Origin of the sequence: Chryseobacterium sp. RU33C (genome assembly GCF_900156015.1) — a bacterium.
GTDB lineage: Bacteria > Bacteroidota > Bacteroidia > Flavobacteriales > Weeksellaceae > Chryseobacterium > Chryseobacterium candidae.
The window spans coordinates 226,587-242,351 of the sequence record NZ_FTMT01000005.1 but is presented as its reverse complement, the minus strand read 5'-3'; the positions used below and the strand labels follow the sequence as shown (position 1 = coordinate 242,351).

Annotated in this window: 15 protein-coding genes; all 15 read right to left on the bottom strand. The window is 33.6% G+C overall.

Annotation, left to right across the window (positions count from 1 at the left end; all coding sequences use genetic code 11):
• Positions 1 to 245: 245 nt before the first annotated feature.
• Positions 246 to 926, bottom strand: coding sequence for a hypothetical protein (locus tag BW946_RS07210; RefSeq protein WP_076595517.1), 681 nt, complete (start codon positions 924 to 926; stop codon positions 246 to 248).
• An 11-nt stretch (positions 927 to 937) separates the two neighbouring features.
• Positions 938 to 1,834 carry a dTDP-4-dehydrorhamnose reductase gene (gene rfbD / locus BW946_RS07205; RefSeq protein ID WP_410493446.1) on the bottom strand — a complete coding sequence of 299 codons (897 nt, stop codon included), beginning with the start codon at positions 1,832 to 1,834 and terminating at the stop codon, positions 938 to 940.
• Positions 1,835 to 1,843: 9 nt separating this feature from the next.
• Positions 1,844 to 2,329: an acyl-CoA thioesterase gene (locus BW946_RS07200; RefSeq protein WP_076595515.1), complete on the bottom strand. Its 486-nt coding sequence runs from the start codon at positions 2,327 to 2,329 to the stop codon at positions 1,844 to 1,846.
• Positions 2,330 to 2,399: 70 nt separating this feature from the next.
• On the bottom strand, positions 2,400 to 2,903 hold the full coding sequence (locus BW946_RS07195) for an OmpH/Skp family outer membrane protein (protein ID WP_076595514.1): 504 nt from the start codon (positions 2,901 to 2,903) through the stop codon (positions 2,400 to 2,402).
• A gap of 65 nt (positions 2,904 to 2,968) precedes the next feature.
• A complete protein-coding gene (locus BW946_RS07190; RefSeq protein ID WP_076595529.1) occupies positions 2,969 to 3,523 on the bottom strand; it encodes an OmpH/Skp family outer membrane protein in 555 nt (184 codons plus the stop codon).
• 8 nt (positions 3,524 to 3,531) lie between these two features.
• Positions 3,532 to 6,066: an outer membrane protein assembly factor BamA gene (gene bamA, locus BW946_RS07185; RefSeq protein WP_076595528.1), complete on the bottom strand. Its 2,535-nt coding sequence runs from the start codon at positions 6,064 to 6,066 to the stop codon at positions 3,532 to 3,534.
• 28 nt (positions 6,067 to 6,094) lie between these two features.
• Positions 6,095 to 6,844: an isoprenyl transferase gene (locus BW946_RS07180; RefSeq protein ID WP_076595513.1), complete on the bottom strand. Its 750-nt coding sequence runs from the start codon at positions 6,842 to 6,844 to the stop codon at positions 6,095 to 6,097.
• 1 nt (position 6,845) lies between these two features.
• A complete protein-coding gene (locus tag BW946_RS07175) occupies positions 6,846 to 7,736 on the bottom strand; it encodes a DUF6089 family protein (RefSeq protein WP_076595512.1) in 891 nt (296 codons plus the stop codon).
• 212 nt (positions 7,737 to 7,948) lie between these two features.
• A complete protein-coding gene (locus BW946_RS07170) occupies positions 7,949 to 10,447 on the bottom strand; it encodes an exopolysaccharide transport family protein (protein ID WP_076595511.1) in 2,499 nt (832 codons plus the stop codon).
• Between the two features lie 2 nt (positions 10,448 to 10,449).
• Positions 10,450 to 11,337: a polysaccharide biosynthesis/export family protein gene (locus tag BW946_RS07165; protein WP_076595510.1), complete on the bottom strand. Its 888-nt coding sequence runs from the start codon at positions 11,335 to 11,337 to the stop codon at positions 10,450 to 10,452.
• 34 nt (positions 11,338 to 11,371) lie between these two features.
• Positions 11,372 to 12,490, bottom strand: coding sequence for a glycosyltransferase family 4 protein (locus BW946_RS07160; protein ID WP_076595509.1), 1,119 nt, complete (start codon positions 12,488 to 12,490; stop codon positions 11,372 to 11,374).
• Positions 12,491 to 12,598: 108 nt separating this feature from the next.
• Positions 12,599 to 13,600: a glycosyltransferase family 2 protein gene (locus BW946_RS07155; RefSeq protein ID WP_076595508.1), complete on the bottom strand. Its 1,002-nt coding sequence runs from the start codon at positions 13,598 to 13,600 to the stop codon at positions 12,599 to 12,601.
• Positions 13,601 to 13,603: 3 nt separating this feature from the next.
• The gene (locus BW946_RS07150) at positions 13,604 to 14,674 is read right to left on the bottom strand and encodes a formimidoylglutamase (protein ID WP_076595507.1); all 1,071 of its coding nucleotides are present in this window, start codon (positions 14,672 to 14,674) and stop codon (positions 13,604 to 13,606) included.
• Between the two features lie 241 nt (positions 14,675 to 14,915).
• Positions 14,916 to 15,242 carry a hypothetical protein gene (locus BW946_RS07145; RefSeq protein WP_083688800.1) on the bottom strand — a complete coding sequence of 109 codons (327 nt, stop codon included), beginning with the start codon at positions 15,240 to 15,242 and terminating at the stop codon, positions 14,916 to 14,918.
• Positions 15,223 to 15,660, bottom strand: a complete 438-nt coding sequence (locus tag BW946_RS07140) for a transposase (RefSeq protein WP_076595506.1) — start codon at positions 15,658 to 15,660, stop codon at positions 15,223 to 15,225. Before BW946_RS07140 ends, BW946_RS07145 begins: the two co-directional genes overlap by 20 nt.
• Between the last annotated feature and the right edge of the window lie 105 nt (positions 15,661 to 15,765).

Sequence of the window (15,765 nt, the reverse complement as noted above, 5' to 3'; positions counted from 1 at the left end):
TTTTGAAGTAATATCGTTTATGCCCACCTAAAGGCTCTTCTGCGCTACTGATTCTCTCTCGTTTTCAGTGGGGCAAAGATAATAACTTATTACAACGCAAAACAAGTTTAGTTAACATAAATTTTACCGTTTCGTAATATTTAAACCTAAACAGCTGGATAGCAGGGAGAAAAATTTTAAACAAAAATTCTCAAATCAGAATTTATATAAAGCAAAATCAGAAATATGCTTATTATAGCTAGTTTTTATAGTTTACTTTCTGTATAGATAGCGCTCAAAAATTCTGCATAAGATTTTTCCAGACCGATAATATCTCCTGATTTAAGGTTTAAGCCTCCCACCCCAGAGTGATCCGGTTTCACTTTTAAAGATGAAATCTGGAAGTAAACATTGTCATCATCAGCTTTTGGCTGAATTTTTACTGTAGAACCCAATAGTTTTCTGGTTGAAATTGTATAAACTTCTCCTGGAATAACTTTTAATTTTAAAAAAGATCTTGGAGCGACAGTGTAATCTTTACGGTTAATGCTTATTTTCTGTTCTTTTTCAGAGGAGGCAAATATATACATCTCCCCATGTTTAGCATTTAACTTTTCTTTAGGTGTGTAATATAAGGCGATTTTATAATTGGCAGCATTAAATGCCTGAGGGGTTCCATCAACATTTTCAAAAGGTTTTAATTCAAATGTATTGGCACCAATCTCTTTTGCTTTTTTATATACCAGGGAAAATACGAGTGCATCATCTTTTGAAAAACCCTGTACTTCCACCTCTCCTAAATAAATAGCATCTGCAACGGCAGCTTCTTTCCTGAAGAAGAACTTATCTGAGTTGTCATTTGTTTTTTCAACTCTGGTCATATAAACATTCTGTGCACTCCACAGCTGAATACATAATACGGAAAAGAGTATTGCAATATTCTTCATATATAATAGTATTAGTGTGAAAGAATATCAACACATTCTTCAAGACTGTTTTCCCAATGTTTGGGTTCTATTTTGTAAACGTTCTCTATTTTATCCAAAGACATGGTACTTCTTACAGGTCTTTTGGCAGGAGTTGGGTACTGTTCAGTGGTTAATGGATTTAATTTTATTGGTGATTTTGAAAATTCTGCAATTTTTTTGGCAAACTCAAACCAGTTTGTCTCCGGATAGTTTGAGAAATGGAAAATGCCATACGTTTTCTGTGGTGCTTCGATAATCTTCATAATAGCTTCTGCTAAATCGTTTGCATTGGTTGGTTGTCCAAACTGGTCAGCAACGATTCCCAACTCTTCTTTCTGAGAGAAAAGATTCAACATTGTTTTCACAAAGTTCTTATTAAACTCAGAATACAGCCATGAAGTTCTCAGGATGATTGTTTTTGGATTGATTTCCAGAGCAAGCTCTTCTCCTTCTCTTTTTGATGCTCCATATACACCTATGGGATTGGTAAAATCGTCTTCAGAATAGGGAAGATTTGTGGTGCCATCAAAAACGTAATCTGTAGAAATATGGACCAGAACAGATTTAAAATCCGCGCACGCCTGAGCGAGGTAAGCTACTCCATCTGCATTAACAGCAAAGGCTTTTTCTTTTTCCTTTTCTGCCATATCAACTGCGGTGTATGCAGAGGCATTGATGCAATAATCAGGTTTGTTATCATAAAAGAAATCATTCACCTGCTCTTGATTGGTAACATCTAAAATAGATGAATCTGTAAATAAGAATTCATATAGATGTTCAAAATCAGGGGCAATCTTTTTTATGCAGTTTCCTAATTGTCCGTTACTACCTATTACTGCTATTTTTTTCATTTGCTTATTATTAATTTTTAAATTGGACTCTTCCATAAGATGGAATTAAGAGTTTTTGGCATTCTGAGACCTTAAGAACTTCACTCTTGACTGGAAGTCTTTTTGGATAAGATCCACATAAAATTTATCAAAAATTTCTTTGATATCTTCGGGATGAACTTCAGATTTTCTTGTTTTGACATTAAAATAAATAATAGTCACCCAAAGTACGGCATGAACCGTTTTCTCATCCAGACTTTTCATTAAAATTTCGACTTTTGCCGTTCTATCCTGTACATCGATAGTCTTGCTACTGATCACTACCTGTGTATTATATCTTACTTCTTTCAAATAGGCTATTTCATTTTGAATGGCAATCCAGGTACAGCCGGTTTTCTTGGTATATTCTTCATAGGTAAACCCATAAAACGTCTCTACATGATCTTCTCTGGCATTGAACATATACTCAAGATATTTTACATTATTCAAGTGTCCGATCGGATCACAATCACTAAACCTAACTTTGACGGTAGTTGATACTTCTTTTTCCATTCCGCAAAAATAAAAAAACCACCTCTAAAAGAGGTGGTTAGTTTTATAAATCTTTGTTAATTTGCTGAAATTATTGAATTCCCAATTCTTTCTTCACAGCTGCTGTTGCGTCTGGTCCTGCTTTATAAAGGAATGCTGTTGAGTTTGCATCCATAATATAATCATATCCGCTAGCTTTAGCAACTTTTTCTACTGCTTCATTTAGCTTTTTCTCAATAGGACCGAAAGCTACATCTTGCTTAGCCTGTAGATCTTTTTGAGCTTTTTCCTGCATTTGCTGGATTTCTTCAGCTAATTTTTTCATTTCTGCTTCTCTAGCGTTGTTTTCATCAGCTGTTTTCTTAGGAGCTTCAGTTTGGTATTGCTGATATTTAGTTTGAGCTGCGTCCGCTTTTTTCTTAATCTCTGCTTGTTTAGTATCTAAGAATGTTTTAAGATCAGCATCTGCTTTCTTTTTCTCCGGCATTGCGTTAAGAACTCCCATTACATCTAAAGTAGCAATTTTTTGAGCTTTTGCCATACCTACAGATACAACCATCATTACTGCTGCAAATAATACACTTAATTTTTTCATAACTGGTAAATAAATAATTTAATTTGTTTTTAGATTTTAAAATATAGCAAAAGTTAATTCCCTTATTATTTTTTGCCTTTACTATTTGTTTTTTCCTTCTTGTCTGTTCCTTTTAATAAAATAGACAATACTTTTTCGGTGTAATCATATTTTGACTGAAGGAAAATAACACTAATGTTATTGCTTTTATCAAGAACTATGCCCAAGCCATTTTTTTCGGACATTGTTTTGATGGCACCCCAGATCTGATCCTGAAAAGGCTGAACCAGGTTTGTTCTCAGTTTTGTAATTTCACCGTTAGCTCCAAAGCGCAAACTTGTTGTTGTTTTGATATTTTTATCAAGATCGGCAACTTCTTTTTCTCTAAGCTTAAGCTGGTCACCTATTAATAAAACTTTTTCACTTTCAAAAGCAGCCTTTTTTCTTTCATATTCAGATTGAAGGCTTTGAAGTTCAGATTCCCAGGTATCGATCTGAGAATTTAATCTTGCTTCAGCTTCTTTGTACTGAGGTAATTTATTTAAAATTTCATTAGTATCCACTACTCCGATTTTCTGGGCATTGTTCAAGCCGAAAAGTAAGAGTAATGCGAATGTGAAAATTATTTTAAAGTGCTTCATCTTTGTAATTATAATGTTTGGTTCATCAAGAAGTGGTTTCTCCATCCGGACTTATCACCTGAAATTGTCTTATCAAGACCTAGTGCAAAGTCGAATCCGATCAATCCAAATGCCCCCATATAAACTCTTACACCAATTCCGACTGATCTTTTCAACTGGAATGGGCTGTAAGAACTCCATGAATTCCATACGTTACCACCTTCAGCGAATGTCAAAGCGTAGATTTTTGCCGTCTGGCTCATTGAGATCGGGTATCTTAGTTCTAAAGTAAATCTGTTATAGATTGTACCTCCTCCTCTTTGAGTAATATCATCAGCCTGACCTCCTTCTGTACTGGCATTTTCATATCCTCTTAAAGGAATCAATTCTCTACCGTCATATCGACCTCCGAAAAGACCTGTACCTCCCATATAGAATCTTTCAAATGGCGGAGCACCCAACTGGTTGTTATATCCATCCATGAATCCCATTTCTGCAGAAGATCTCAAGACAAGTTTTCCTATGATCTCATTGTAAACATCTGCTTTGAATTTAATCTTATAGAATTCCATCCACTTATATTTGTCAATTGGTGACATTGTGGAGTAATCTTTCTTCTTAAACAATGAGTATGGAGGAGTCAGTTTTGCTGAAAGCTCAATATTGGATCCCATTGTTGGGAAAATAGGGTCAATACCTGCTGAGTTTCTGCTCAGTCCCAGGTTGATACTGAAGTTATTGGCAGTACCATTATTTTCTGTGGTATCTCCAAACTGAAACGGATAGTTATTGAAGTCATACTTCTGGAACTGTAAACCAGTGTAAAGTGAGAAATAATCATCAGGCCAGTTTAAGAGTCTGTTTAATCCTACTGAAGCGGAGAAGATATTTAACTTCTGAGCGGCTCCGTACTGATCTGTATATCTTACTCTTGAGTTATTCAAACTTACAGAAAGGGCTGTTGGTCTTGTACCAAATAGCCAAGGTTCTGAGAATGACACTCCGTAATTCTGGAAGTATTGTCCGGCCTGTACCTGAATAGAAAACGTTTGTCCGTCTCCCTGAGGTACCGGTTTGAAATCTTTAAACTTAAGGAAATTCTTTAACGAAAAGTTATTAAATGTTAATCCTAAAGTACCGATAAAGCTGTTCCCACCGTAACCTGCCTGTAACTGAACCTGTGAAGATCCTTTTTCTACAAGCTTCCAGTTGATATCTACAGTATTATCCACCTGATTTGGCTGAATATCCTGCCCGATTTGCTGAGGGTCAAAGAATGACATCCCTGCCAAATCGAAATAGGTTCTCTTAATTTCTGTTTTCTTGAATAGCTCTCCCGGCTTTGTTCTTAGAGCTCTAAGAATCACGTGGTCATGGGTTGTCGTATTTCCCTGCCATGTTACTTTATTCCAGGTAGCCTGTTCTCCTTCATTAATTCTTATTTCAAGGTTTACGGCATCACCAGACACTGATTTTTCAACAGGTGTTACATTAGAGAAAAGATATCCATTGTTCATATAAACAGATTTGATATCTGAATCATCTTCTTTACCTCCGTCTTCACCAACTTTTTTGTTGAAACCTACAGCATCGTAAATATCACCTTTCTTATATCCTAATAATCTTTGTAAATATTCTGTAGAGTAAACTGTATTCCCCGTGAACGTAACATCCCCGATATAATATTTTTTACCTTCATTAAGTTTTACATTGATTTCGTAGTTATTTCTTTTGTTTCTCCATACAGAATCTGAAACAATTTTAGCGTCTCTGTATCCAAGGGAGTTGTAATAACTGATAAGACTCTGCTTATCTTCCTGATATTTATCTTCAATGAATTTTGAGGACTTCAATATTCCACCGATACCGAAACGTTTTTGTTTAGTTTCTTTGAAAGCTTTATTTCTAAGTTTTCTGTCGGTTACATTTTCATTCCCTTCAAATTCAATATGGTCTATTTTAATTCTTTTACCTTTATCGACATTGATGGTCCAGTCTACTAACGCAGGATCTCCTGCATTCACTTTATCCTGAATCGTGATCTTAGCATCAGCAAAACCTTTTTTGATGTAGTCTTTAGGGACATTGGTTTTAAGGCTTGAAACTAAGTTCTGAGTAATCTTAGTTCCTGGTTTAAGGTTGTTATCCTTTGCCAGTTTTTCACTTTTAGATTTACCGATTCCTTTTCCTGAAAATTTAACTTCTCCAAGTTCTTTCAGATCCTGCAGGTAAAATTTCAGAACGATCGTCTGTCCTTCAATGCTTTGAACATAAACTTCCACTTCAGAAAAAGATTGGGTATCCCAAAGTTTTTTTACAGCATTGCTGATTTTCTGTCCCGGAATGTCTACACTTTCTCCTTTTGTAAGGCCGGTAAATCTTAAGATCTGAGCTGGTGTATATTTTTTTACCCCATCTACAACAATGTCTTTAAGTGTATAAGTTCCTGCCTCATTTTCTGCGTGTACAGCATTATTTACTTTTGTGCTGTCTTGTGGAGTTACTTGTCCATAAAAATGTGCAGAAGCAGCAAACATAATGATGGGTAATAGTCTAAACTTCATTTTATCGAGTCTTTCTTTTCTTAAAATTTTATTGGCCATTTACCTGTTCACCGGTTAAACCATATCTTCTTTCCTTGTTTTGATAATCAACAATACATTGGAAAAAAATATCTTTGGTGAAATCCGGCCACAGAACATTTAAAAACTGTAATTCTGCATAAGCAATCTGCCAAAGCAGGAAGTTGCTTATCCTTATTTCGCCGCTGGTTCTGATCAGTAAATCTACAGGAGGAAAATCTTTTGTATAAAGATAGTTTTCGAATAAACTTTCGTTTATATTTTCTATCTCTACTTTTCCTTCTTTTACATCAGAACTTATATTTTTTACGGCTTCCAGTATTTCATTTTGCGAGCCATAGCTAATAGCCAATACAAGGTTTCCTTTTGTGTTTTCTTTTGTAAGCTCTACCACACGTTCCAACTGCTCTTTTACTAATACAGGCAGTTTCTCAAGATTCCCTATAACATGCATTCTCAATCCTTTGCTGAAGATTTCTTCTGCTTCCAGCAGCAAGGTCTCTACCAACAGATTCATAAGGGTATTCACTTCTTCACTTGGACGGTTCCAGTTTTCCGAAGAGAATGTATACAGTGTTAAATAGGGGATATTAATCTCATTACATGCATTAATGGCATTTCTTACTGCATTAATGGCATTTTTGTGACCGAAAGTTCTTTCTTCGCCACGAGATTTTGCCCATCTTCCATTGCCATCCATAATGATGGCTACGTGTTTTGGTAAATTCTCAGAATTTATTTTTTCTTTAATCAACGACATATTATTCACAATAACACGGAGGTCTTCCGAACGAATATGTAAGTCCTAAACTGAATGTATTTATCCAGTCGTTGGATCTTCCATCTCCAATATTTCTCTTTTTAATAAACTCTGCTTCTCTTTCTTTAGAAACCGCATAATAATTTCCTGACTGTAATAATGAACCACCTGTAGCAGGGTCCAAAATATCAGCATTGAAAGAAGTTTTTACATCTTTGGAAAGGATCTTACTATGATCCAGCTGGTCCGTTAATGTATATCTGAACGTAGCTTCTGCAAATATAGCCCAGGTATGGTTGAATTTATACTTCAAACCCACCCCAAAAGGGATATGCATTGTTACTTTTTTTCCTAATGAATAATCTGTGGTGGTTGTAAAATCCAATTCATTGACCGGAGCCTGCGCCACACCGTCAGCATCCCTTCTGAAATCATTCACAAGAGTCGCTTTAGGAGCATCAAACATCAAAGCACCAATACCTCCGAAGATGTAAGGGCTCAGCATGCTGATCTGCTCGTTATTTACTGGAAAAAAGTTATATTCAAACATTAAACTCGCCTCATACACATTATTTTTTCCGTATGAGTTTCTATTTCTTCTATAATCTTCTTTTGCCGCCTTATCACTAAACTGAATCTGGTTATATCCTAAATCCAATCTAACGGTCTGATGCGGGTTAAAATTAAATCTGTATAATAAACCACCATAAAATGGGATGCCCCAATCTGACACTCTGCTTAAATCCAACGGCTTCTGTAAAATATAATTTGTCCTTCCTACATCTCCCACTAGGTTACTCATACCTAGACGAACTCCCAATTCGTTTCTTTGTGCTTTAACACTTACCACTCCAAGGAAGGCAAGGAAGCTAAACAATAATTTTTTATTCATAAAAGAATATGGATTTATGGTTATTTTAAAATTTAATTTTTGCAAATATAAAACATTTTTATATTAATGATAATCTTAATGTTTAGTTAAAAATAAACAAAAAAACATAATTTGTTATAAAGTAAACGGCAAAGTGGCAAAAATATTCTTTTTTCCATAGAATGAAAATATTTTACACATGAAAAACCCCCATTAAATGAGGGTTTAATGCTTTATTTTTTATTGAATAATACCTGTACTTTATTTCTGATCCTTATTAGTAATGGCTCTTTATAGTTTTTATCTTCATCAAAATATCCGTAACCATAACCATATCCGTAACCGTAGCCATATCCGTAGCCCTGTTTGGTATTATAATCATTATAAACAAGTCCCAGATTATTAACTTCGTCATTGTGATACTTTTCAGTAATCATTTTCAGCATATACTTTTCTGTATATTCATGTCTTACAACATAAATATTAGCATCAGAATGCTTCATGAGCTCATATGAGTCGGCCACAAGACCTACAGGTGGTGAATCTATAATAATGAAATCATATTTTTCTTTAAGCTCTTCTATAAATCTGATATTTCTCTGGCTCATTAAAAGTTCAGATGGGTTTGGCGGAATAGGACCTGAAGTAGCAACATCAAGATTAGAGATCTTAGTTTTGTTAATAATCTGGTCAATACCTACTTCTCCTGTAAGATAATTTGATATACCATATTTATTATCAATCTTAAAGTCTCCAAATATTTTCGGCTTTCTAAGATCCATTCCTAATAATATTGTTTTTTTGTCACTTAATCCTATTACAGATGCCAAATTGATAGAAATATAAGTTTTTCCTTCTCCTCCAATGGAGGATGTAATCAAAATAACTTTTCCTTTCTCACTTTCATTATCCATTAAGAATCTCATATTGGCTCTTATTCCCCTGAAGGCCTCAGATACAGATGACTTTGGCTGCTCCAGAACAGTAAGCATATTTTCATTGCTGTTATTTCCTATTACTCCAAGAAGTGGAATTTTCGTAGCGCCTAACAGCTCTTTAATATTTCTGATTTTACTATCTAATACTTCACCCACAAAGATGAACAGTAAAGGAAGCAGCAGCAATCCAGAGATAATAGCTATTTTCGCTAACTTCACATTCGGCCCTATAGGTCTTTGTCCCAGATTTTTAGCAGGGTCAATCACGGTAATATCAGATTGATTGGTAGCCATTCTCATCTTTGTATCACTTTGTCTTCCCAAAAGACTATTATAAGTGGCCTCAATCATATTATATCCTCTCTCTGCATCTAAATATCTCCTTTCTTTTTCAGGGTAAGAAGCTAAATCTGAGTTGGCTCCTGAAATATCACTATCAATTTTACTGATCTCATCATAATATCTGTTATAGTATCCTCTTAAACTGTTTGATGATCCCATCCTTGCTTCATCAATAAGCCTGTTGATTTCTCTCATTGGCTCTGATGACGGCTTATAAATAGTAGCCATTTCTGCTTTTTTAGTATATAAAGCTTTCAGTTCAGAAACTGTTGCTGAGAATACTCCATCTTCAAAACCTGCAGCATTGGTTCCAATCATTTTATCAAAATTCTGAGACTGCAGGGTGTTTTTTATATTGTTAAGTGAGTTGATTTTGCTTATGATATCTGCTTTTTTAGCCTCCAGATCTTTTATTTTTTCAAGAGATTTTTCATCTCTGTCTTTAATATTATAAAGTTTTTCTGAGGTTTTTAAATAATTCAGCACATTAGCACTTGAATCAAGCTTTTTACGGATATTATCCAGATTTTCTTTTAAAAAAATGTCTGTGTTCTTATTAACTATATTTTTATCAGCCAATCTCTTTTTTTGTAGTTCTGCAACAGATTTATTAAGGAAATTAACTGTACTATTAAGATTATATCCTGTTTTGGTAATAATCATGATTGATCTTATTTCTTTATCAAAGTCTACACCTGTGGTAGAAACAATCTCATTCACACTCTCATTTATGGACTTCAGATTTACAATGATATTATCCAGCTTGATTTTAGAAGGAACAGGATTTCTAACCAGTCTGAATCTCAGGTTAGGTGAATTGTACCACTCATTGATTTTAATGATTTTATCAGCAGGTCTGCTATATGCGCTGATATTCTGGAAACCTTCAACTTCATAATTATATAAGTTTGTAGATTCTCCTTCCTCGGGTAAAACCACCTGATACGCTCCATCTCCTTTGGGTATCAGAGTAATAGGATAATTAATCTGTTGAAGATGTTTTTTATCAATCTGAAGAAAAACTGGTGAATCATCTTTATCCAGGTAAGTAGATTTTATCAGTCCTTTGGTAGAATAATTGACATAAAGATCCAGTTCTTTTACCAAAAATTCGTTATGTGATCTGGATAAAAGCATTTTCTTCAGATAAAGCCCATCCTGATTTCCGGTATCTCCCCAAATGAAATTGATAGATTGATTAGCCTGTGTGGGTAAAAACTCAGACCCTTTACTGGAAGTACTTAATGACAAGTCTGATGCATAAATATTTTGTGCATAGTAATGAGTGTATACCCATGCAATCGCATAGCCGATAAAAAACATGAATACAAACCAATACCAGTTCTTAAGAACCCTTCTTAAAAAGTGCTCTAAATCAAACAATGCAAATGATCCATACTTTTCTTTCTGAGAATTATTTTTCTCTGCAGCGTTTACTCTTTCTGGAATCATGACTAAAGATTTTTAAGAAGTAAATAAATAGACAATGCTGTAGTAATTACCGAAACTCCAGTTGTTAAAGTCTGAATAGGATCTTTTCCGAATCCATTCAAGCTTTTTGCTCTTGTATTCAGATAGATTTCATCACCATTCTGAACATAATAAAAAGGAGAGTTCATAAGATCTTCCCGGGTAAGGTCTATTTTGGCAATTTTGATTCCTTCCGGAAGTTTTCTGTGGATAACGATCTCTTTCTTATCGATCGTTCTGTTCAGCCCACCATTAATAGCTAACGCTTCAGTAATGGTAAGAGTGTTTTTATGAGCTACTTTCTCTCCTGAAAGCCCTGTAGTTTCTACATCGCCAAGAATATAATAGGTGATACCGTCTGTATTCAAACGTACTTCAGACTTACCTTCCTGAAAATTTTCATTTACTTTTTCCTGAATTTCTTTTCTAATATCTTCTAATGTTCTCCCTTCCGCTTTTACATAGCCAATTCCAAAAACATTGATATCACCATTGGAGTCTACTTTGAGTCCGTTAAAATAAAAATTCATATTTCCTCCTCTGCTTACCCCGGAATTGCCTCCAACTCCACCTCCGCCTGCTATACCTCCGCCTGATAGAGCAGAATTTGATACACTTCCGGTTCCAATTCCTCCGGAGGAATTGTAAGAAGAGTAAAACTGTGCAGCATCTCCTTTGGGCGTTGTAACAATGTTAAGATTAAGGATATCATTTTTAGTAATCCTATATACGGGAATATTGTAGGGAACAAGACCTTCCTCATTAATTACGAGACTCTCACTTGGCTGTAAATATCTTACATCCTTTGTTGTAATACATGAGGTAACTAAAAGAGGGAATATTAAAAATAAATATTTAAAGTTTTTCATCATATATAATATTGTTTACAAAAGTAATATTTAATTGTTAATTTTTGTTATTTCTTAAACGATATAGCAAATCTGGCAAATAAGCGCCAAAAAAACCTATTGAAATAATCACCAATAATAAAAGATTGACATTAATATGTCTTAAATAATAAGCTACTCCTACAATCATCAGATAGTAAAGGATAATATAGAAAGTAGATCTCCTATGGGTAAGGTTCAATTTCAGCAATTTATGATGAATATGGTTTTTATCGGCATCAAATGGAGATTTTTTATTATAAAGCCTGATCATAATTACATTTAAAGTATCTACAATCGGAAGAATCAGAATGGCTACCGCTACTACAGGAGCAGACTGAAGGTGATATCTAGGTACATCTATCAGATTTTTATCTATAAAAATATCTATAAAACAAATAGATGTAAAAGCTAATAAAAAACCAAGGAGCATAGAGCCTGTATCTCCCATAAATATTTTGCGGGTACGGTAGTTTGATAAATTATAATACAAAAATGCCAGTACAGTTCCGATAATAACAACGGATAATATCACCAGCGGATAGTTATACTCTCCCAAACGGTAATAGCTTATTCCAAACAGAGCGCTGCAGATCACAGAATAGCCGCCTGCCAGCCCATCTATCCCGTCAATCAGATTGAATGCATTAATCAGAATAATAAATGTTACGATACTGAATATCACACTTACAAAGTACTCCAGCTCGTATACTCCAAAGATTCCGAATAAGCTTCTGATTCTGATATCAGAACCAATAACAATCAGGGAAGAAACAACAATTTGTGCAACGAGTTTTTTGTAAGCCCTCATTACTACAATATCATCCATTACGCCTACATAGAGAAGGATAATTAATGAGGCAAATAAAAATTTGTAAAGATCAAATAATTCATAGGCAAAAATAGAAGCACATATTCCTATTGAATAAAAGATGGCAATTCCACCAAGATTGGGAATTTCTCTAAGGTGCGAGCTTCTTATTCCAGGCTCATCCATAAGATTCTTTCTTCGTGAAATCTTGACGATGGTAGGAATAGAGAAAAATGTAATTAAAAACGAGAACACGAAACCTAGCCCTATTTTTATATAGAAAATAGGTATTCCCGATCCGCTTAAGAACAATTCAAAATTTTTCATTCTTTTTTTATTCAGCACTTGTATCTCCTAAATAAAAAATCACAATGCAGACTTAACTTCATTATCATCTTCTATTGACCGAAACAATAGTACTTACATTTGTGTTTACTAAATCAATTTTCTTATCAACCTTTTCTGTCCTGCAAAAAACAACAGATAAAAAATCTTTTTCTTCAAAGGCAAAGATAAAAGATAATTCTTACCAAAACGACTATACTTCAATATATCTTGAATTTTTATTTGTCTTTCCTTCATAAAAAGAACTAATTGATCCGACATACTATAAAATATTTCTTCTTTTTTCACAAAGGCCAGATAGGCCAAAAATGAGTAAACCCCTTCAAAAATCTGAAAATTTTTCAACTCTTCTTTTTTATGGGAATAGGGAGATTTACTAAATATTTGTTCCACATCACACACTGCTTTTAATATATCAAGCCCTTTTTCTGTGTGGGATTTTGTAATAGAATCAGTACGTTCAAGGTACTGATAGTGGAAATTCTGAGTCTGCGCAATGGTTTCACATTCCAGCAAAAGCTGTGGAATAAGCTGAATATCTTCAAAATGAACTCCTTTTTTAAATCTTTTTTGATTAAAAAGCTCTTTTTTGAACAACTTATTACATGCAAAGTAGCTGATATCAGAAAATACTGAGAATTTTTTTTCAAGGAGTATTTTCTCAGGCATATCAGGCAGCTGTGTCAGTTTTTGGATAACCTTTCCGTTCTCATCCACTTTCTGGATATTGCAGATCACCATTTTTGTCTGATGTTTTTCTGCTAAGAGAAGCATTTCCTCAAACATGGTCTCAGTAACATAGTCATCACTGTCTACAAAACCAATATAGTCACCAGTAGATTTATCAATACCAAAGTTTCGGGCATCACTCAAGCCTCCGTTTTCTTTAGTAAAAGCTCTTATTTTTTCCGGATATTTTTGTGCAAATTCTTTAATTATTTGTTTAGAGTTATCCTTGCTTCCATCGTTCACAACAACAATTTCAATATTTTGAAGGCTCTGATTCACCAGAGAGTCAAGACATTTTGTCAAATAATTTTCGACATTATAAACAGGAACAATAATAGATACTTTTGAGGGAACATGTGTCATATGTTAAATTTTCGTCAGTCTTGCATTCAGCCAGCCTTTTTTAGCTTCATCAAAATCCTTTCTGGAGCAGGGAATACAGTTTTCTATATTTTCATCATCACCAAAATACCACAAATTACTGAAAGTATCACGCCTGAATGCATATTGTCTGTCATCTATCAAAACATAAAACATCTCATAATGCCTTTCTTTAGGATGGGAATGCTGGATATTGATCCCTTCAATCAGATACCACAACATCTGGGCTAAAAGCTGATGGTTCAGCTGGTTTTCAGAATAAATATTATAATTAAAAATCCCTACAGATTTAAGATTTTCACTTAACCCGATTTCTTTCATATAGGCGCAAATTTCTCTTCTGTTCAAACCATTTACCTGTGGATTCATGGAAAAAGGTTCGCTAAAGCTTTCAACAGCATCACAATTTACGGTCACCAGATCTGCTTTTCTGAAGAAAGGTTCTGTTTTTTCCGTAGAATTCATCATTTCAGCCAATCTGATAATATCAAACTCTACTTCTTTGATGAGTCTTACAGAATCCATCTCATTCAAATGTTTCTGATACCCCAGATGATGATAATTTTTAATGGAAAAATTCTTCGCCCCAAAAATCTTACTTAAAAAAGTATGTTCATTAATGGTTTCTCCTTGCTGAAGAGAAATAATATTACTGATCTGGGTATAATTGATGCTTTTCTTGTGAAAATTCAATGCTGAAAATAATGAGAAAGCAAAATCATTGGAACCACCAATAATTACTGGAATGGCTCTTTTATAATGACATGCCGACAGCACTTCCTGCAAAATATAATGAGTATCCTGAACGGATTTCCCAGACACCAGATCCCCCAGATCTACAACAGGAATTTCGAAGTCCATCTGCGAAAGCTTATAAAATTCTTTTCTTACTGCTGTAAAGTCCTGTACTTCAGCATCTCCGCCTACGCCTCTATAATCTGACACAAATAAAAGAACAATACTGTCTTCCCTGATATCTTTTGTAATCCGATTTCCTATCTGCCAGCTTTCTGCTTTGAAATTTCTTGGTGAAATGATAAAGTCTTCGAAATCCATATTTTATTTTAAATTGTAATAATTGATTAATTGCTTGATGTAACAAACATACAAAAAACACAGGAACTGAGTAAGACGTGTATGTTTTTGTTCACAAAAAACCATCAACAAATTGTTGATGGTTATATACTATATATTGTTTAATAAGAATTATATCTTGTATACATATAAATTCATCATTTTAAAATATGTATAAATATCACTCATTCAATAATTTTTAACAGAATTCCAATAAATACATTTAAGATTTATATCTCTTTTTCCATTTAGTTAATGTATTTTTGCTAATTCTAAAGTATTTTGAAGTAAGACTATTATTGAGTTTATTTTCTTCTTGATAATTGATTATATAAATAATTGTTTCATCATCATAAGATCTATGTCTTTGATCAAATATTATAGAATCCGAATCTTTGCTATGAAAGATTAAGTTATCTAATCGAACAATGTCCCAAGAGAAAAGATTTTCCTTTTCTAAAAAAAAATTAAATTCTGTTTCCCGCTCTGGGCATATTTTTAAAATAATATCATGATAAATCTTCTTATAATTAGGGCTGTTTCTCATCATATTTAGTTTTCCATTTATATAATGTCGTTTTAGGTATACCATAATCATTTATAATAGAATCTACACTTTTTTCTCCTGATTTAATAAGTCCTAAAATATAATCTATGAGATTTCTAGTATAGATATTTTTTCTAAATCTTGGAAGAAATGTTTCTTTTGAAGAAGAAATCTTATTTACTGGAGGAGAATACAATATTATATGTTGAGAATACAACCTGAAAAAATCATATTTCAATAGTTTACTCCATTTTAAAAGAACGTTACATTCTAGACTTTCTCTTTCATACATTTCTTTTATTTCAGTTTCTGAACAATGAAAAAAATTACAAATACGCACTATATCCATTTCCAATTCTATAACTCTCATTTTAATATACGAACCTATATGAATTTCTTTAAAGTTAGATATTATAGTCATTTTTATAAATTTATATAAAGGCAATAAATTATAAGTAAGCTATCATGGGAATGGGATAACTTACTTATAATAGGTATAATTTATGTTTTTGGATTATTCAACAAC